Genomic DNA, 17,452 nt, shown 5'->3' with positions numbered 1-17,452 from the left:
CCAACTTTTATTTTTGATGGAGGTATAACATGACGGAGACAATCCCGATAAGGGTACAACATAAGCGCATGTCGGCGAGTGATTGGGCAAGTAGCACTCTGGTCTTGCTTGATGGCGAGTTGGGCATTGAGAGCGACACAGGAAAGGTCAAGGTCGGAAATGGCAGTGACCGTTTCTCAGCCTTGCAGTATCTAACAGGTCCTAAAGGTGACCGTGGCGAACGTGGGGAAACAGGACCACGAGGTGCGGACGGTGTTATGCGATTCGAGAACCTGACAAGCCAACAGAGAGAGGGCTTGCGAGGAGATAACGGTCATAGCTTAAATGCCAATGTTCGTATCGAGGGAACCTATCGAAATGGTGCGACTAGTCAGTTGAATTTGATCGCGGACGTCTACTACGACGGAACACGGTTAACTAGTGGCTATACTGTTGATTACTACTATCGAGGTTTTGGAAATAACAACTGGCAAAGCTTGCCAAACCAAACGCCTGATGCAAATGGAAAGTTTGGCCAGTGGAACGCCTCTCAGCGTTCAGGAGGCTGGCTTGAGGTCTACATCGTTGTAACCTACAATGGCATTAAAGCAGCTGCAAGCACACGTCTTGATAATGTTAGCGATGGTGCCAGAGGCGCCGCAGGAGAACGTGGCCCAGCAGGACCAGAAGGTCAACGAGGACCCCAAGGAAATGCGGGTCCAGCAGGAGCGCCAGGGCAAAACATCATCAATCAAAACAGTGGGCAACCGATGAAATATTGGGCTGGCACAAGGTCTCAATATGACGCGATTCCTAACAAGGATAGCAATACTATCTATGACATCTATAGTAGTTCGTAGGAGGTAGTATGGCTAGAGAAGAAATTTACGTGGGTGGCAAGGAAATTATCCAGCGGTATGTAGGTGATAGGCTTGTTTGGGAGAAAGTTCGTTTTGAATTAGTTGGGACATTTTCTTGTTATATGGTAAAAAACGAATATAGAAAAAATATTACTATCTATTTTAGAGATTATGATGCTTTAGATACTTTGGTAAATGGTATTTATTATTTAAAATCAATAGAATATGGACTGAAATATCCATTCGTGAAAACAGTACTATCAAAAGAGTTTAGCTTTTCAGCAAAACTATCTTTTGAAAAAAATAGCGATTATGTTTACGGTTACTACAACTGGGTTCCAGCAGGTGAAACTAAACCTCGAGACTACATTTATATAGACATTCCATTCTATAAAAAAATAGGAGGCTAACACATGGACATAACCATTCAAAACGTTCGTTCGCCTGCTCTTGAGCATAACGGACGGTATTACAAGGTATTTCAGCCACGGACACGAGACGAACTGCTAAAACTGCACCACATGGGATGTGTGGGGGACACAGTGCTGACGGATATTCAGCTGGAGCAGGGGGATTTCCCGACTAGCTTCGTGGAGCCTACTGTAACGCAACGTACCCTGTCAGGTCTCTTCAAGGATATGCGTTCTATTGAAATAGAACTGAAAGACCCGAACAGCACTCTCTGGGGTAAAATCCAGCAGAATAACCAAGGGGCGCTGACCCAGTTCTTCGATACGAATATCAAAAGTGCCATCGCTCAGACGGCCAGAGAAATCAGGCAGGAAGTGCGAGACGCTGCTAACAGTGCGAGGGTACAAGTGACGCCTGAAGGTGTGACCATCGGTTCAACTACCTTAACTGGTGAGCAGTTAGCCTCTACTATTTCCGCAAGTCCGAGAGGGGTTGATATCATCGCTCCGCATGTTCGAGTACAGTCGGATATGTTGGTAGATGGTGCTGTAACAGCTAGAAAAATGGCTGCTGGTTCTGTCACTGCTGACCATATCCAAGCAGGTGCCATCACAGGCGATAAAATCAGCGTAGACGATGCCCTGATTCGGAACCTGACCGCTAGAGATGCCTTGATTGACAAGCTGACATCTAAGGAAATCTTCACAACCAAGATTGAATCTGTTGTATCTAGCTCAACTTTCTTACAGGCTTATCAAGGTGAAATTGGAGGGTTTACCATTGGTCGTTTTAATCAAGGAAGAGGTCGCTGGATTTCTGGTGTCAACCAATTCTCGGTCGGCATGGGAAACGGAGAAGGAGGCAGTTATAACGGTGAAAATACTGCTTTTTGGGCTAATTGGGGCTATAGTTGGGATAGACCTGGGCCTAATGCTTGGTATGTAACAACATCAGGGAATATGTATTGCAGAAACGGAGCAGACTTTCACGGTAAAACGGATTTTTCCAAAACATCAAGTTCTAATTTTTATGGAACGACTTATTTTGAAAACTCTCCAACGTTCAAGAACGGAATCCATATGTACGAACAGGAAATTTTGGGAAATGGTTGGAGTCCGAGGGAGGGACATCAAAATAAGGTCGTGTGGTGGAACCAAGTAGGCGAGGGAACGGTAAAACACTGGATAGATAAATCTTCAGATAGACGCTTGAAAGAAAACATCACAGAAACAGCTGTGAAAGCCTTGGATAAAATCAACAGACTGAACTTAGTCGCTTTTGATTTCATAGAAAGCAAGAAACACGAAGAAATCGGTTTGATTGCTCAAGAGGCTGAGACTATCGTTCCAGAAGTTATCTCACGAGATCCTGAGAATCCAGATGGCTATCTGCACATCGACTATACCGCATTCGTCCCCTACTTGCTGAAGGCAATCCAAGAACTAGATCAGAAAATAAAAGAATTGGAGAACATACATGGATAATCACACAATCGACAAGCTAGTAGCTGAGTCACTCGTTAACCGTTTGGCTGAGGGCGAATTGAATCGTGCGCATTTAGAGGCACGCTATACGCTGACTTTGGCTGAATTGCAGGCCTTTAAGGCAGTGCTGGAATATAGCCCAGCACTCAAAGAGTTATTTGACGAAACACAAGCTGAAATGAAAGGAGCTAACTAATGAATTACGAAGTAGCAATCAAGCCTTATTTGAAAGGCGCAGAAAATGTAACAGTAGTCGCAATTAAGATGGAAAATAATGGACGCTATAGCTACGAACAGGTAGAACTTCATGGTGACCATACACAGGATAATGAAGCGACTTTGATTCAAGCGGTGCTGGACCATATCCGCACTGAACTTGACCCAACGAGCGCCATCGTGCAAGCGCAGGCTAAGTTACAAGAAACTCAGGCTAAACTTCAAGAAGCAGAACAGAAACTGGCTGAGACAGAGGCTAAACAGACAGCTACAGACCAAGCTGTTAAGCACAATCAGGAAGAGACAGACCGCTATGGAAAGATTATCCATGCGGTCGTTTTAAATGCAGTAGCAGGCAAGACAATCGCTTATGGAACCAACTACAAGGAGTTGGTAGAATTGATTCCACTTGCTGAAGTTGGTAAACGCTACATGGCACATGACTTGATTACCCTTGAAGACCCAACACACGTTGAAGTGGACGGTGAAGGTAAACGTATCTTGATTCAGTTGAACAAGGAATTTACCTACAACGGTGAACCTGCAAGTGACTTTGCCCGAAACGGCCGTCTTGAAATGGACGGAACAGGCGCAGCGTGGAAGTACGAGCCTAAAGAATAGAGGTGCTTTATGGACGTCTTACAATCAACAGAGCATTTCTTCATGAACGTTTTGCCAGTTGCTACACCAATCGTCGTGGCATGGATGGGTTATAAAATGCCGAAGAAAACGAAAGAACAGACAGACCAAATCATTTCAGAATTGAGTGAAGTCAAGAAACAAATCAAAGATGTCCAGATTACTGCTGACGAGAACAACGCCAAAATTGACGAAGTACAGACAAAACTCAAACTACACGACGATGCGCACCTCGTAACAATGAGGATGCGCCTTGACCGTGATATTCGCAGAGCTATTCGTCGAGGTTTTACCACCAAGGATGAGTTCTATGTAGTCGAAAACATGCACAATAGCTATAAGGCTCTTGGTGGCAATGGCTACATCGACCACTTGTACAACAATTTTGAAGCGTTGCAAATCAGAGACGACATCTTAATTGAAAATGAGAAAGGGGCGCAGAATGGTCTGTAATCTCAATACGACCAATCTCGCACAAGTTGATGGCGGTTACCTCATTAAACAGGGTGATGTAGCTTCAACCTTTGGATTTGTCCTCTTAGATGAAGATTATCGAGCTGTCCCCTCTCTGGAGGGGGAGGTGGCGGTCGTTAGTCTGACCATGGACAAGTACCAGTGGAAGAAGAGGGTGACTGTCACAAACTCAGGCGTGAATTTTAATCTGGACGCTATCTTGCCAATTGGGAAATACCGCTTAGAGATTAGCGCTGGCGGATATATATTCCCGAGTGACAAAACGACACATATCAAGATAGTGGCTTCAGATAAGGAATTGGTCACAGAAGAAGTCCACGCTCTTAAGGAGCTGGATATCGCAAAGGAAATTGAAAAACAGCTTGCAGGTAGAACTGTAGGCGAGAGCCCAGTAGGTCAGGAATTGCCAGACCTACTCTTTTATTACAATTTAGGAAAGGTATAAAAAAATGGAAACTACAAAATTAACAGCATTTGCGCAGGCAGTAGGAGCAGATATCAAGGAAGTGAAACAAAGCGTCAGCACTAAAGTAGAAACTTCAGCGATGACACAGGCTATCTCACAAGCAGTCACTCAAGCTAAAACGGAAGTTAAAGCTGAAATCTTGGGAGAAGGTACCCCTGAAAACCTTGACACTTTGAAAGAAATTGCGGAAAAAATTACAAGCATGGGCAATGACGCTGGTGGTGCCCTCCTTGGCAAAATCACAGAAGTAAGTGGTCGTGTAGACCAGATTGCTGATCTTGATTTAGTAGCAACCTATAACGCAGCGAAAGCGTGATTGCCATGAGCAATTTAGAGGAATTTGCTCAAGCGGTTGGCCGTGATGTGAAACGATTCGAAACGGATTACACAAGCAAAGCAGATCTTGAAGCAAAAGATTACATCGAAGGGAAATCAGAATATCAAATCTTGAAGCACCAAGTGGAATCTTTAGTAAAGCAAACGCAGACTTTACAGGAGCAGCTGGCTCTTATTAAACCTGCACCGAGAAGGGCGCCGATGGCCTATACATTGGATAGATCAAGCGTTCCATGGACAATCTGGTTTGATAACGGATGTGGTTTGCAAATAAATGGTCATCCCACCAATGGGGCTGTCTATGGTTATGGTAGAGGTGTAAATTGTAGCTCTACTAGATGGGAGTATTTAACGCTTGTACAAAATATCATTTCATGTTCAAGAGGAACACTTACACTTGAATATTTAAAATCTAACATTATAAATGCTGATTTGTGGAGCTCTAATGTCACTACATTAAATCCTGTAAAAAATAAAGATGATTATGATTGGATCAATGCACGTTTTCATGAACAAAAGAGTCTTCAACCATGGGAATGGACTAAGCATTCTAACGTTATTAGAGTTATGTACGAATTGGGTATTTGGGACGCTAAAACCGTTGAAAGCTTAGGCGCAGTAAGGCGCTAGAAAGGAAAAAGCACATGACACAAATTACTGAAATTATTCTTGCATCCGCTACAGGGATTTTAACAATCCTTGCAGGTATTGCAGTCAAATCAATTAAAGACTACCTCATTCAAAAAGGTGGAGAAAAGGCGGTAAAAATCGCTGAAATCCTAGCTAAAAACGCAGTTCATGCTGTGGAGCAGGTAGCTCAAGAAACTGGCTTTAAAGGTGAGGAAAAGCTAGAACAAGCTAAAGTACATATGCTTGCAGAGCTTAAAAAGTACAATGTCACTATGACTAATAGAGAACTTGAAATGTTTGTAGAATCAGCAGTGAAGCAGATGAATGACGCATGGAAGGGACAAGAGTAATGGATATTGATACAAGCAGATATAGAGAAGACTTGCCTCAAGTAGGCTATGCGCCATACCGTCAAGTGCATGCACACTCAACAGGCAACCGTAACTCAACGGTGCAAAATGAGGCTGACTACCATTACAGAAAAGATCCTGAATTGGGCTTCTTTTCACACGTAGTCGGTAATGGTCGTGTTATGCAGGTAGGACCTGTTGATAATGGTGCCTGGGATGTTGGTGGTGGTTGGAATGCAGAAGGTTATGCGCAAGTTGAACTGATTGAAAGTCATGAATCGAAAGAAGAGTTTCTGATTGACTATCGTCTCTATATCGAACTCTTGCGTAATCTAGCAGACGAGGCTGGTATACCGAAAACGCTTGATACAGACGACTTGGCAGGTATCAAGACACACGAATACTGCACGAATAACCAACCTGACAACAACTCAGATCACATTGACCCTTATCCCTATCTTGCCAAATGGGGTATTAGCCGTGAACAGTTTAAGCAGGATATTGAAAACGGGTTAGGCTCTGAAAGAGGCTGGCAGAAGAATGATACAGGCTATTGGTATGTACACTCAGACGGCTCTTATCCAAAAGACAAGTTTGAGAAAATCAACGGAACCTGGTATTACTTCGACGGGTCAGGCTACATGCTTGCAGACCGCTGGAAGAAGCACTCAGACGGCAACTGGTACTGGTTTGATAACTCAGGAGAAATGGCGACAGGTTGGAAGAAAATCGCTGAGAAGTGGTACTATTTCGACGCAGAAGGCGCCATGAAGACAGGATGGGCCAAGTACAAAGACACTTGGTACTACCTAGACGGTAAAGAAGGCGCTATGGTATCAAACGCCTTCGTCCAATCCGCAGACGGCACAGGCTGGTACTACATCAAACCAGACGGAACAATGGCAGATAAGCCAGAGTTCACGGTAGAGCCAGAAGGCTTGATTACGACTAAATAATTTCAAAAAATAAAATGAAAGGAAAACTTTTCTAAAATGGTATCTACCGCAGGCTCAGGCTTGCGGTTTTTTTGATACCCAAAATGATACCCATAATCATTGACTATGTATTTTTACGGTAATTTTTGGGAATGTAACTTGTTGATTTTTCAAGATTTTGAAAGCTATTGCATAATAGTTTTCTTTTATTGCAACAACAAGTTTCTGTTTACCCAATCGCAAAATAAAAAGGTCCAGTGAACCTTTTTATCCCGAGCCTTGAAATAATCTCGTGAAGTCAAGTAGAATGTTCGTTTTCTACTTGACTTTTTTTTAGCTGAAAGAGTATACTAATAAAAATTTAACCTTTAAGGGGAGTCCAGAGAGACTCACAAGGTGTCAGATAAAAGAATAGTGCAATTTTCTAGAGGAGACTTTTTGAGTGTGCTCTCTTCTGTTGTACGATTTTAACTGAGGCCTTGCATTAGCAAGGTCTTTTCTTTATCTGGTCCCCTTAAAATTTAAGGAGGAAAAGTCATGAATCCCACATGTAAGAAACGTTTGGGTGCTATTCGCTTGGAAACCATGAAGGTGGTTGCACAGGAGGAAATCGCTCCAGCAATCTTTGAAATAGTCCTAGAAGGAGAAATGGTTGAAGCCATGCGAGCAGGCCAATTTCTTCATCTGCGTGTGCCTGATGATGCCCATCTTTTGCGTCGTCCTATTTCAATTTCGTCTATTGATAAGGTAAAGAAGCAGTGTCATCTCATTTATCGGATTGAAGGGGCTGGGACAGCTATTTTTTCAACCTTAAGTCAGGGAGATACTCTTGATGTAATGGGTCCTCAGGGAAATGGTTTTGACTTGTCTGACCTAGGTGAGCAGAGCCAGGTTCTCTTAGTTGGAGGGGGGATTGGTGTTCCTCCCTTGCTTGAGGTGGCCAAGGAATTGCATGCGCGTGGTGTGAAAGTAGTGACAGTCCTTGGTTTTGCTAACAAGGCTGCTGTTATCCTTGAAAAAGAATTAGCCCAATATGGTCAAGTATTTGTAACGACAGATGATGGCTCTTATGGTATCAAGGGAAATGTTTCTATTGTCATCAATGACTTAGATAGTCAGTTTGATGCTGTTTACTCATGTGGGGCTCCAGGAATGATGAAGTATATCAATCAAACTTTTTATGACCACCCAAGAGCCTATCTATCTCTGGAATCTCGTATGGCTTGTGGGATGGGAGCTTGTTATGCCTGCGTCCTAAAAGTGCCAGAAAGCGAGACGGTCAGCCAACGTGTCTGTGAAGATGGCCCTGTTTTCCGCACAGGAACAGTTGTATTATAAGGAGAAAATTATGACTACAAATCGTTTACAAGTTTCCCTACCTGGTTTGGATTTGAAAAATCCGATTATTCCAGCCTCAGGCTGTTTTGGTTTTGGTCAAGAGTATGCCAAGTACTATGATTTAGACCTTTTGGGTTCTATTATGATCAAGGCGACAACTCTTGAACCCCGTTTTGGCAATCCAACTCCAAGGGTAGCAGAGACACCTGCTGGTATGCTCAATGCAATCGGCTTGCAAAATCCGGGTTTGGAAGTTGTTTTGGCTGAAAAGTTACCTTGGTTGGAAAGAGAATATCCAAATCTTCCTATTATCGCCAATGTAGCTGGTTTTTCAAAACAAGAGTATGCGGCTGTTTCTCATGGGATTTCCAAGGTAGCTAATGTAAAGGCCATCGAGCTCAATATTTCTTGTCCCAATGTTGACCACTGTAATCACGGACTTTTAATTGGTCAAGATCCAGATTTGGCTTATGATGTGGTGAAAGCAGCTGTGGAAGCGTCTGATGTGCCAGTTTATGTCAAATTAACCCCTAGTGTGACCGATATCGTCACTGTCGCAAAAGCAGCAGAGGATGCAGGAGCCAGTGGCTTGACCATGATTAATACTCTGGTTGGAATGCGCTTTGACCTCAAAATCAGAAAACCAATCTTGGCTAATGGAACAGGCGGAATGTCTGGTCCAGCAGTCTTTCCAGTAGCCCTCAAACTCATCCGCCAAGTAGCTCAAACAACAGACCTGCCTATCATTGGAATGGGAGGAGTGGATTCGGCTGAAGCTGCCTTAGAAATGTATCTGGCTGGAGCATCGGCTATTGGAGTTGGAACAGCCAACTTTACCAATCCATATGCCTGCCCTGATATTATTGAAAATCTGCCAAAAGTCATGGACAAATACGGCATTAGCAGTCTGGAAGATCTACGCAAGGAAGTAAAAGAGTCTCTGAGGTAAACTGCAATCAATCTGTTCTTGATTTTTTATCAGTTTGTAATGTTGATTATAGAGAATTTTGATACAATAAAATAGAAAGAACAGAGGAAGAAGGTTAATGAAGAAATTAAGATTTATTTTTTTAGCCCTGCTATTTTTCTTAGTCAGACCAGAGAGTGCAATGGCTAGCGATGGTACTTGGCAAGGAAAACAATACCTGAAAGCAGATGGCAGTCAAGCAGCCAATGAGTGGATTTTCGATGCTCATTATCAATCTTGGTTTTATATAAAAGAAGATGCCAACTATGCTGAAAATGAATGGCTGAAACAAGGTGACGACTATTTTTACCTAAAATCTGGTGGCTATATGGCCAAGTCAGAATGGGTAGAAGACAAGGGAGCCTTCTATTATCTCGACCAAAATGGGAAAATGAAAAGAAATGCTTGGGTAGGTGCTTCCTATGTCGGTGCTACAGGTGCCAAGGTAATAGAAGATTGGGTATTTGATTCTCAATACGACGCTTGGTTTTATATCAAAGCAGATGGCCAGCACGCAGAGAAAGAATGGCTCCAAATCAAGGGCAAGGACTATTATTTCAAATCTGGTGGTTATTTGCTGACAAGTCAGTGGATTGAGCAGGCTTATGTGAATGCCAGTGGTGCCAAAGTACAGCAAGGTTGGCTTTTTGACAAACAATATCAATCTTGGTTTTACATTAAAGAAAATGGAAAACATGCTGAGAAAGAATGGATTTTCGAAAATGGTCACTATTATTATCTAAAATCAGGTGGCTATATGGCAGCAAGTGAATGGATTTGGGATAAGGAATCGTGGTTTTATCTCAAATCTGATGGTAAAATGGCTGAGAAAGAATGGTTATACGATTCTAAAAGTCAAGCCTGGTACTACTTCAAATCTGGCGGCTACATGGCGAAAAATGAGACAGTAGATGGTTATCAGCTTGGAAGTGATGGAAAGTGGCTTGGAGAAAAAGCTACAAATGAAAATGCTGCTTACTATCAAGTAGTACCTGTCACAGCAAATGTTTATAATGCAGATGGTGAAAAGCTGTCCTATATATCGCAAGCTAGTGTTGTCTGGCTAGATAAGGATAGAAAAAGTGATGACAAGCGCCTGGCTATTACTATTTCTGGTTTGTCAGGCTATATGAAAACAGAAGATTTACAAGCGCTAGATGCTAGTAAGGATTTTATCCCTTATTATGAGAGTGATGGCCACCATTTTTATCACTATGTGGCTCAGAATGCTAGTATCCCAGTAGCTTCTCATCTTTCTGATATGGAAGTAGGCAAGAAATATTATTCGGCAGATGGCCTGCATTTTGATGGTTTTAACCTTGAGAATCCCTTCCTTTTTAAAGATTTAACAGAGCCTACAAACTATAGTGCTGAAGATCTGGATAAGGTATTTAATCTGTTAAATATTGACAATAGCCTCTTGGAAAATAAGGGAGCTACCTTTAAGGAAGCCGAAGAACATTATCATATCAATGCCCTTTACCTCCTTGCTCATAGTGCCTTAGAAAGTGACTGGGGACGTAGCAATATTGCCAAAGATAAGAATAATTTCTTTGGCATTACAGCTTATGATACGACTCCATACCTTTCTGCCAAGACATTTGATGATGTGGATAAGGGAATTTTAGGTGCAACCAAGTGGATTAAGGAAAATTATATCGATAGGGGTAGAACTTTCCTTGGCAACAAGGCTTCTGGTATGAATGTGGAATATGCCTCAGATCCTTATTGGGGCGAAAAAATTGCTAGTGTGATGATGAAAATCAATGAAAAACTAGGTGGCAAAGATTAGTCCTATAATTGGATATGATTTGAGTATAATACTCAATGAAAATTAAAGAGCAAACTAGGAAACTAGCCGCAGGTTGCTCAAAACAGTGTTTTGAGGTTGTAGATAAGACTGACGAAGTCAGTCACATATATACGGCAAGGCGACGTTGACACGGTTTGAAGAGATTTTCGAAGAGTCTAAGCTAAAAATCCTGATTTCAAGTGAAATTAGGATTTTTTCATGGATACAATTTTTTCTGGGTCTGGTGTGACACGGAGGGTCTTTTGTCCTGTGTAGGTGACAAAGCCGGGTTTTCCACCAGTTGGTTTGTTGAGTTTCTTGACTTCAATCATATCTACCTGGACCAGATTTGACAGGCGACCTTGAGAGAAGTAGGCGGCTAGTTCTGCCGCGTCTGTCTTGACTTCATCAGATGGGTCAAGATTGCCTGAGATGACAACATGGCTTCCAGGAATGTCCTTGGCATGGAACCAAAGTTCCTCCTTGCGGGCCATTTTAAAGGTCAATTCCTCATTTTGCAGGTTATTGCGTCCGACATAGATGATGGTCTTGCCATCGCTTGCTAGATATTGTTCTGGCTTTTTGCGCTTCTGGATTTTCTCCCGTTGTCTTCTGCGGATAAAACCTGTTTGAATCAATTCTTCACGGATTTCAGCGATTTCTTCTAGTCCAGCTTGGTTGAGGACGGTTTCGACACTTTCCAGATAGAGAATAGTTGCCTTGGTTTCTTCAATCAGCTCAGTCAAGTATTTGACAGCTTCTTTTAGTTTCTGGTAACGTTTGAAATAGCGCTGGGCATTCTGGTTGGGAGTCAAGGCCTTATCAAGGGCAATCGTGATAGGTTGGTTAGTATAGTAGTTGTCTAGGATAACCTGGTCTTGGTCGTTGGGCACTTGATGAAGGAAAGTTGTTAGCAATTCCCCTTTTTGGCGAAATTCTTCAGCATTGTCTGTCGCTAGTAACTCTTTTTCTTGTTTTTTCAGCTTATGGCGATTTTTTTGAAGTTCATTTTCAACACGACGAATCAGTTCACTGGCTTGCTGTTTGACGCGGTCGCGCTCAGCCTTATCCTTATAGTAGGTGTCCAACAAATCAGAAAGACTGGCAAAAGGCTCTCCCACCTGATTTGCAAAAGGGACTGGACTGAAGGAAGTCTCAGTCAAGCATGGCTTGGTTTCTTGATTGAAAAAGTTACGGAAAGTGGACAATTTATCACTAACCAGAATGTTTTCTAATTCATTTGCCGTATCACGTCCCAGACCTTGAAAGAGGTTTTGAAGGTTTTTAGCTGTCGTTTCCTGTGTTTGCAGGATTTCAAAGAGCTTCTCATCCTTGATCGTGAAAGGATTGAGCGATTCCGTACTTGGCGGAGCGATATAGGTTGATCCAGGAAGCAAGGTGCGGTAGCTATTTTGTGAAAATCCGACGTGTTTAATAACTTCGAGGATTTTATGACTGCTTTTATCGACCAGTAGAATATTACTGTGTTTCCCCATGATTTCGATCATCAAGGTAGCCTGGATATGGTCTCCAATCTCGTTTTTATTGGAAACCGTAATTTCCACGATACGGTCATTTTCCACCTGCTCAATTGACTCAATTAGGGCACCCTGCAAATACTTTCTCAAAACCATAATAAAGGTAGAAGGTTGGGCTGGGTTTTCAAAAGTCGTTTGGGTCAGCTGAATGCGTCCAAAAACTGGATGGGCAGAAAGGAGCAGGCGATGGCTTTGGCGATTGCTGCGGATTTGCAAGACCAATTCTTGTTCAAAAGGCTGATTGATTTTCTGGATGCGGCCGTTCACTAACTCTCTTCGCAATTCCTCAACCATGTGGTGTAAAAAAAATCCGTCAAATGACATCGTTCTCTCCTTGTGATTGTATTCCATAGTATTATATCAAAAAGGTAGAATAAAATCATGGAAATGTGGTATAATAAAGCCAAGTAAAGAGAAACGAGAAGCACATGTATATTGAAATGGTAGATGAAACTGGTCAAGTTTCAAAAGAAATGTTGCAACAAACCCAAGAAATTTTGGAATTTGCAGCCCAAAAATTAGGCAAAGAAGACAAGGAGATGGCAGTTACCTTTGTGACCAATGAACGTAGTCATGAACTCAATCTGGAGTACCGTGATACAGACCGTCCGACAGATGTTATCAGCCTTGAATATAAGCCAGAGTTGGAAATTGCCTTTGACGAAGAGGACTTGCTTGAAAATCCTGAATTAGCAGAGATGATGTCTGAGTTTGATGCCTATATTGGGGAATTATTCATCTCTATCGATAAGGCTCATGAGCAGGCTGAGGAATATGGCCATAGCTTTGAGCGTGAGATGGGCTTCTTGGCAGTGCACGGCTTTTTACATATCAATGGCTATGATCACTACACTCCGGAAGAAGAAGCGGAGATGTTCGGTTTACAAGAAGAAATTTTGACAGCCTATGGACTCACAAGACAATAAACGAAAATGGAAAAATCGTGACCTGATATCCAGTTTAGAATTTGCCATCACAGGAATTTTTACTGCTATCAAGGAAGAACGCAATATGCGAAAACATGCAGTGACGGCTCTCGTTGTCATCCTTGCAGGTTTTATTTTTCAGGTGTCACGAATCGAATGGCTCTTTCTCCTATTGAGCATTTTCTTGGTAGTAGCCTTTGAAATTATCAACTCTGCTATTGAAAATGTGGTGGATTTAGCCAGTCACTATCACTTTTCTATGCTGGCTAAAAATGCCAAGGATATGGCAGCTGGCGCGGTATTAGTAGTCTCTCTTTTTGCAGCCTTAACAGGCGCATTGATTTTTCTCCCACGAATCTGGGATTTAATATTTTAAACAGTAAGAGGAAATTATGACTTTTAAATCAGGCTTTGTAGCCATTTTAGGACGTCCCAATGTTGGGAAGTCAACTTTTTTAAATCATGTCATGGGGCAAAAGATTGCCATCATGAGTGACAAGGCGCAGACAACACGCAATAAAATCATGGGAATTTACACGACTGATAAGGAACAAATCGTCTTTATCGACACACCAGGGATTCACAAGCCTAAAACAGCTCTTGGAGATTTCATGGTTGAGTCCGCCTACAGCACCCTTCGTGAAGTGGATACTGTTCTTTTTATGGTGCCTGCGGATGAAGCGCGTGGTAAGGGGGACGATATGATTATCGAGCGTCTTAAGGCTGCCAAGGTTCCTGTTATTCTGGTGGTGAACAAGATTGATAAGGTTCACCCAGACCAGCTTTTGTCTCAGATTGATGATTTCCGAAATCAGATGGACTTCAAGGAAATTGTTCCAATCTCAGCTCTTCAGGGAAATAACGTCTCTCGTCTAGTGGATATTTTGAGTGAAAATTTGGACGAAGGTTTCCAATATTTCCCGTCTGATCAAATCACAGATCATCCAGAACGATTCTTGGTTTCAGAAATGGTTCGCGAGAAAGTCTTGCACCTAACACGCGAAGAAATTCCTCACTCAGTTGCTGTGGTTGTTGACTCTATGAAACGAGATGAAGAGACAGACAAGGTTCACATCCGTGCAACCATCATGGTCGAGCGCGATAGCCAAAAAGGGATTATCATCGGAAAAGGTGGCGCTATGCTTAAGAAAATCGGTAGCATGGCCCGTCGTGATATCGAACTTATGCTAGGAGATAAGGTCTTCCTAGAAACCTGGGTCAAGGTCAAGAAAAACTGGCGCGATAAAAAGCTAGATTTGGCTGACTTTGGCTATAATGAAAAAGAATACTAAGTAGAGGTGGGCTCATGCCTGCTTCTTGTTTTTACAGAAGGAGGACGTATGCCTGAATTACCTGAGGTTGAAACCGTTCGTCGTGGCTTAGAAAAATTGATTTTGGGTAAGAAGATTTCGAGTATAGAAATTCGCTATCCCAAGATGATTAAGACAGATTTGGACGAGTTTCAAAAGGAAGTACCTAGTCAAGTTGTTGAGTCAATGGGACGTCGTGGTAAATATTTGCTTTTCTGCCTGACAGATAAGGTTTTGATTTCCCATTTGCGGATGGAGGGCAAGTATTTTTACTATCCAGAGCAAGCACCTGAACGCAAGCATGCCCATGTTTTCTTCCAGTTTGAAGATGGTGGTACGCTTGTTTATGAGGATGTACGCAAGTTTGGAACCATGGAACTCCTGGTGCCGGACCTTTTAGACGCCTACTTTATTTCTAAAAAATTAGGTCCTGAACCAAGCGAACAAGACTTTGATTTGCAGGTCTTTCAAGCTGCCCTATCCAAGTCTAAAAAGCCTATCAAATCCCATCTTTTAGATCAGACCTTGGTAGCTGGCCTTGGCAATATCTATGTGGATGAGGTTCTCTGGCGAGCTCAGGTTCATCCGGCAAGACCTTCCCAGACTTTGACGGCAGAAGAAGCGACAGCTATTCATGACCAAACCATTGCTGTTTTGGGACAGGCCGTTGAAAAAGGTGGCTCTACCATTCGGACCTATACCAATGCCTTTGGAGAAGATGGAACCATGCAGGATTTTCACCAGGTCTATGACAAGGCTGGTCAAGAATGTTCACGTTGTGGTACTGTGATTGAAAAAATCCAATTAGGCGGACGTGGAACTCACTTTTGTCCTCAGTGCCAAAGGAGGGGCTGATGGGAAAAATCATTGGAATCACTGGGGGAATTGCTTCTGGTAAGTCAACCGTGACAAATTTTCTAAGACAGCAAGGTTTTCAAGTAGTGGATGCTGACGCAGTCGTCCACCAACTACAGAAACCTGGTGGTCGTCTGTTTGAGGCTCTAGTCCAGCACTTTGGGCAAGAAATCATCCTTGAAAACGGAGAACTTAATCGCTCTCTCTTAGCTAGTCTCATCTTTTCAAATCCTGAAGAACGAGAATGGTCTAAGCGAATTCAAGGAGAGATTATCCGTGAGGAACTAGCTACATTAAGAGACCAATTGGCTCAGACAGAAGAGATTTTCTTCATGGATATTCCCCTACTTTTTGAGCAGGACTACAGTGCTTGGTTTGATGAGACTTGGTTGGTCTATGTGGATCGAGATGTCCAAGTAGAACGTCTAATGAAAAGAGACCACTTGTCCAAAGATGAAGCTGAGTCTCGTCTGACAGCCCAGTGGCCTTTAGAGAAAAAGAAAGATTTGGCCAGCCAAATTCTTGACAATAATGGGAATCAGGACCAGCTTCTTACTCAGGTGTTCTCCCTGCTTGAGGGAGGTAAGCAAGATGACAGAGATTAACTGGAAGGATAATCTGCGCATTGCTTGGTTCGGTAATTTTCTGACTGGAGCCAGTATTTCCTTAGTTGTGCCTTTTATGCCCATCTTTGTGGAAAATTTAGGTGTAGGGAGTGAGCAAGCTGCTTTTTATGCAGGCTTAGCTATTTCTGTCTCTGCTATTTCCGCGGCGCTCTTTTCTCCTATCTGGGGAATCCTTGCTGACAAATATGGCCGAAAACCCATGATGATTCGTGCTGGGCTTGCCATGACCATTACTATGGGAGGCTTAGCATTTGTCCCAAATATTTATTGGTTAATCTTTCTTCGTTTATTAAACGGTGTATTTGCAGGTTTTGTTCCCAATGCAACGGCCTTGATAGCCAGTCAGGTTCCCAAGGAGAAATCAGGTTCTGCCTTAGGTACTTTGTCTACAGGCGTAGTTGCAGGTACTCTAACTGGTCCCTTTATCGGGGGATTTATTGCAGAATTATTTGGCATTCGTACTGTGTTCTTACTGGTTGGTAGTTTTCTATTTTTAGCTGCTATTTTGACTATTTGCTTTATTAAGGAAGATTTTCAACCAGTAGCCAAGGAAAAGGCCATTCCAACAAAGGAATTATTTACATCAGTTAAATATCCCTATCTTTTGGTCAACCTCTTTCTGACCAGTTTTGTCATCCAATTTTCAGCTCAATCGATTGGCCCTATCTTAGCTCTGTATGTACGCGACTTAGGGCAGACAGAGAATCTTCTTTTTGTCTCTGGTTTGATGTATCCAGTATGGGCTTTTCCAGCATGATGAGTGCAGGTGTTATGGGCAAGCTAGGTGACAAGGTGGGCAATCATCGTCTCTTGGTTGTCGCCCAGTTTTATTCAGTTATCATCTATCTTCTCTGTGCCAATGCCTCTAGTCCCCTCCAACTGGGCCTCTATCGTTTCCTCTTTGGCTTGGGAACCGGTGCGCTGATACCTGGTGTCAATGCCCTTCTCAGCAAAATGACTCCAAAAGCCGGCATTTCGAGGGTCTTTGCCTTCAATCAGGTATTCTTTTATCTGGGAGGTGTCGTTGGTCCCATGGCAGGTTCTGCAGTAGCAGGTCAATTTGGCTACCATGCTGTCTTTTATGCGACAAGCCTTTGTGTTGCCTTTAGTTGTTTCTTTAACCTGCTTCAGTTTCGAACATTATTAAAAGTAAAGGAAATCTAGTGCGAGTAAAAATTAATCTCAAATGCTCCTCTTGTGGCAGTATCAATTACCTAACCAGTAAAAATTCAAAAACCCATTCAGACAAGATTGAGGTTTTAAAGTATTGTCCCAAGGAAAGAAAAGTAACCCTACATCTTGAATCTAAGTAGATTTTAT

General features: G+C 42.6%; 20 protein-coding genes and 3 pseudogenes. 22 read left to right on the top strand and 1 reads right to left on the bottom strand.

Annotated elements, in window-relative coordinates; translation table 11 throughout:
* Positions 1 to 29: 29 nt before the first annotated feature.
* From SMIDD28_RS12485 to SMIDD28_RS04310, 15 genes and pseudogenes are all read left to right on the top strand, one after another.
* Positions 30 to 839, top strand: coding sequence for a hyaluronate lyase N-terminal domain-containing protein (locus SMIDD28_RS12485; RefSeq protein ID WP_061424986.1), 810 nt, complete (start codon positions 30 to 32; stop codon positions 837 to 839).
* A gap of 8 nt (positions 840 to 847) precedes the next feature.
* The gene (locus SMIDD28_RS04370; RefSeq protein WP_061424984.1) at positions 848 to 1,249 is read left to right on the top strand and encodes a hypothetical protein; all 402 of its coding nucleotides are present in this window, start codon (positions 848 to 850) and stop codon (positions 1,247 to 1,249) included.
* A gap of 3 nt (positions 1,250 to 1,252) precedes the next feature.
* Positions 1,253 to 1,630: pseudogene (locus SMIDD28_RS12115) on the top strand (gp58-like family protein); the annotation flags it as partial.
* Positions 1,631 to 1,768: 138 nt separating this feature from the next.
* Positions 1,769 to 2,734: pseudogene (locus SMIDD28_RS12110) on the top strand (tail fiber domain-containing protein); the annotation flags it as partial.
* Positions 2,727 to 2,930, top strand: a complete 204-nt coding sequence (locus SMIDD28_RS04360) for a hypothetical protein (RefSeq protein ID WP_061424980.1) — start codon at positions 2,727 to 2,729, stop codon at positions 2,928 to 2,930. The pseudogene SMIDD28_RS12110 and the gene SMIDD28_RS04360, both read left to right, overlap by 8 nt.
* Positions 2,930 to 3,571, top strand: a complete 642-nt coding sequence (locus tag SMIDD28_RS04355) for a hypothetical protein (RefSeq protein WP_061424978.1) — start codon at positions 2,930 to 2,932, stop codon at positions 3,569 to 3,571. Before SMIDD28_RS04360 ends, SMIDD28_RS04355 begins: the two co-directional genes overlap by 1 nt.
* Positions 3,572 to 3,580: 9 nt before the next feature.
* The gene (locus SMIDD28_RS04350; RefSeq protein ID WP_061424977.1) at positions 3,581 to 4,042 is read left to right on the top strand and encodes a hypothetical protein; all 462 of its coding nucleotides are present in this window, start codon (positions 3,581 to 3,583) and stop codon (positions 4,040 to 4,042) included.
* A complete protein-coding gene (locus SMIDD28_RS04345) occupies positions 4,032 to 4,508 on the top strand; it encodes a hypothetical protein (RefSeq protein WP_061424975.1) in 477 nt (158 codons plus the stop codon). The genes SMIDD28_RS04350 and SMIDD28_RS04345 overlap by 11 nt, the downstream gene beginning before the upstream one ends.
* Positions 4,509 to 4,512: 4 nt before the next feature.
* Positions 4,513 to 4,845 (top strand): hypothetical protein, encoded by a 333-nt coding sequence (locus SMIDD28_RS04340; protein ID WP_061424973.1) that lies wholly within the window; start codon positions 4,513 to 4,515, stop codon positions 4,843 to 4,845.
* A gap of 5 nt (positions 4,846 to 4,850) precedes the next feature.
* Positions 4,851 to 5,495 carry a hypothetical protein gene (locus SMIDD28_RS04335; RefSeq protein ID WP_061424971.1) on the top strand — a complete coding sequence of 215 codons (645 nt, stop codon included), beginning with the start codon at positions 4,851 to 4,853 and terminating at the stop codon, positions 5,493 to 5,495.
* A 14-nt stretch (positions 5,496 to 5,509) separates the two neighbouring features.
* Complete coding sequence (locus tag SMIDD28_RS04330) at positions 5,510 to 5,845, top strand: phage holin (RefSeq protein ID WP_061424969.1); 336 nt, start codon at positions 5,510 to 5,512, stop codon at positions 5,843 to 5,845.
* Positions 5,845 to 6,801, top strand: a complete 957-nt coding sequence (locus SMIDD28_RS04325) for an N-acetylmuramoyl-L-alanine amidase family protein (protein ID WP_061424967.1) — start codon at positions 5,845 to 5,847, stop codon at positions 6,799 to 6,801. The genes SMIDD28_RS04330 and SMIDD28_RS04325 overlap by 1 nt, the downstream gene beginning before the upstream one ends.
* A 516-nt stretch (positions 6,802 to 7,317) precedes the next feature.
* Positions 7,318 to 8,118, top strand: a complete 801-nt coding sequence (locus tag SMIDD28_RS04320) for a dihydroorotate dehydrogenase electron transfer subunit (protein ID WP_061424965.1) — start codon at positions 7,318 to 7,320, stop codon at positions 8,116 to 8,118.
* A complete protein-coding gene (locus tag SMIDD28_RS04315; protein ID WP_196756355.1) occupies positions 8,081 to 9,067 on the top strand; it encodes a dihydroorotate dehydrogenase in 987 nt (328 codons plus the stop codon). The genes SMIDD28_RS04320 and SMIDD28_RS04315 overlap by 38 nt, the downstream gene beginning before the upstream one ends.
* A 97-nt stretch (positions 9,068 to 9,164) precedes the next feature.
* Complete coding sequence (locus SMIDD28_RS04310; RefSeq protein ID WP_061424961.1) at positions 9,165 to 10,877, top strand: glucosaminidase domain-containing protein; 1,713 nt, start codon at positions 9,165 to 9,167, stop codon at positions 10,875 to 10,877.
* Between the two features lie 206 nt (positions 10,878 to 11,083).
* Here the strand turns inward: SMIDD28_RS04310 and pavA are convergent, their stop codons facing one another.
* On the bottom strand, positions 11,084 to 12,739 hold the full coding sequence (gene pavA / locus SMIDD28_RS04305; RefSeq protein ID WP_061424960.1) for an Rqc2 family fibronectin-binding protein PavA: 1,656 nt from the start codon (positions 12,737 to 12,739) through the stop codon (positions 11,084 to 11,086).
* 104 nt (positions 12,740 to 12,843) lie between these two features.
* Between pavA and ybeY the strand changes: the two genes are divergently transcribed.
* The 7 genes and pseudogenes from ybeY (at position 12,844) to rpmG (ending at position 17,445) form a co-directional block, all read left to right on the top strand.
* On the top strand, positions 12,844 to 13,341 hold the full coding sequence (gene ybeY / locus SMIDD28_RS04300; RefSeq protein WP_000275156.1) for an rRNA maturation RNase YbeY: 498 nt from the start codon (positions 12,844 to 12,846) through the stop codon (positions 13,339 to 13,341).
* Positions 13,322 to 13,717, top strand: coding sequence for a diacylglycerol kinase family protein (locus SMIDD28_RS04295; protein ID WP_061424958.1), 396 nt, complete (start codon positions 13,322 to 13,324; stop codon positions 13,715 to 13,717). Before ybeY ends, SMIDD28_RS04295 begins: the two co-directional genes overlap by 20 nt.
* Positions 13,718 to 13,733: 16 nt before the next feature.
* Complete coding sequence (gene era / locus SMIDD28_RS04290) at positions 13,734 to 14,633, top strand: GTPase Era (protein ID WP_000143264.1); 900 nt, start codon at positions 13,734 to 13,736, stop codon at positions 14,631 to 14,633.
* A gap of 48 nt (positions 14,634 to 14,681) precedes the next feature.
* On the top strand, positions 14,682 to 15,506 hold the full coding sequence (gene mutM, locus SMIDD28_RS04285) for a DNA-formamidopyrimidine glycosylase (protein WP_061424956.1): 825 nt from the start codon (positions 14,682 to 14,684) through the stop codon (positions 15,504 to 15,506).
* A complete protein-coding gene (coaE, locus tag SMIDD28_RS04280) occupies positions 15,506 to 16,111 on the top strand; it encodes a dephospho-CoA kinase (RefSeq protein WP_061424954.1) in 606 nt (201 codons plus the stop codon). Before mutM ends, coaE begins: the two co-directional genes overlap by 1 nt.
* Positions 16,098 to 17,296 (top strand): annotated as a pseudogene (locus SMIDD28_RS04275) (multidrug efflux MFS transporter). Before coaE ends, SMIDD28_RS04275 begins: the two are co-directional and overlap by 14 nt.
* Positions 17,296 to 17,445 (top strand): 50S ribosomal protein L33, encoded by a 150-nt coding sequence (gene rpmG, locus SMIDD28_RS04270; protein WP_061424952.1) that lies wholly within the window; start codon positions 17,296 to 17,298, stop codon positions 17,443 to 17,445. The pseudogene SMIDD28_RS04275 and the gene rpmG overlap by 1 nt, the downstream one beginning before the upstream one ends.
* Positions 17,446 to 17,452 lie beyond the last annotated feature (7 nt).

It is taken from the genome of Streptococcus mitis, assembly GCF_001579045.1.
In the GTDB taxonomy this organism is placed as follows: domain Bacteria; phylum Bacillota; class Bacilli; order Lactobacillales; family Streptococcaceae; genus Streptococcus; species Streptococcus mitis_D.
This window is presented reverse-complemented; position numbering and strand designations above follow the sequence as displayed.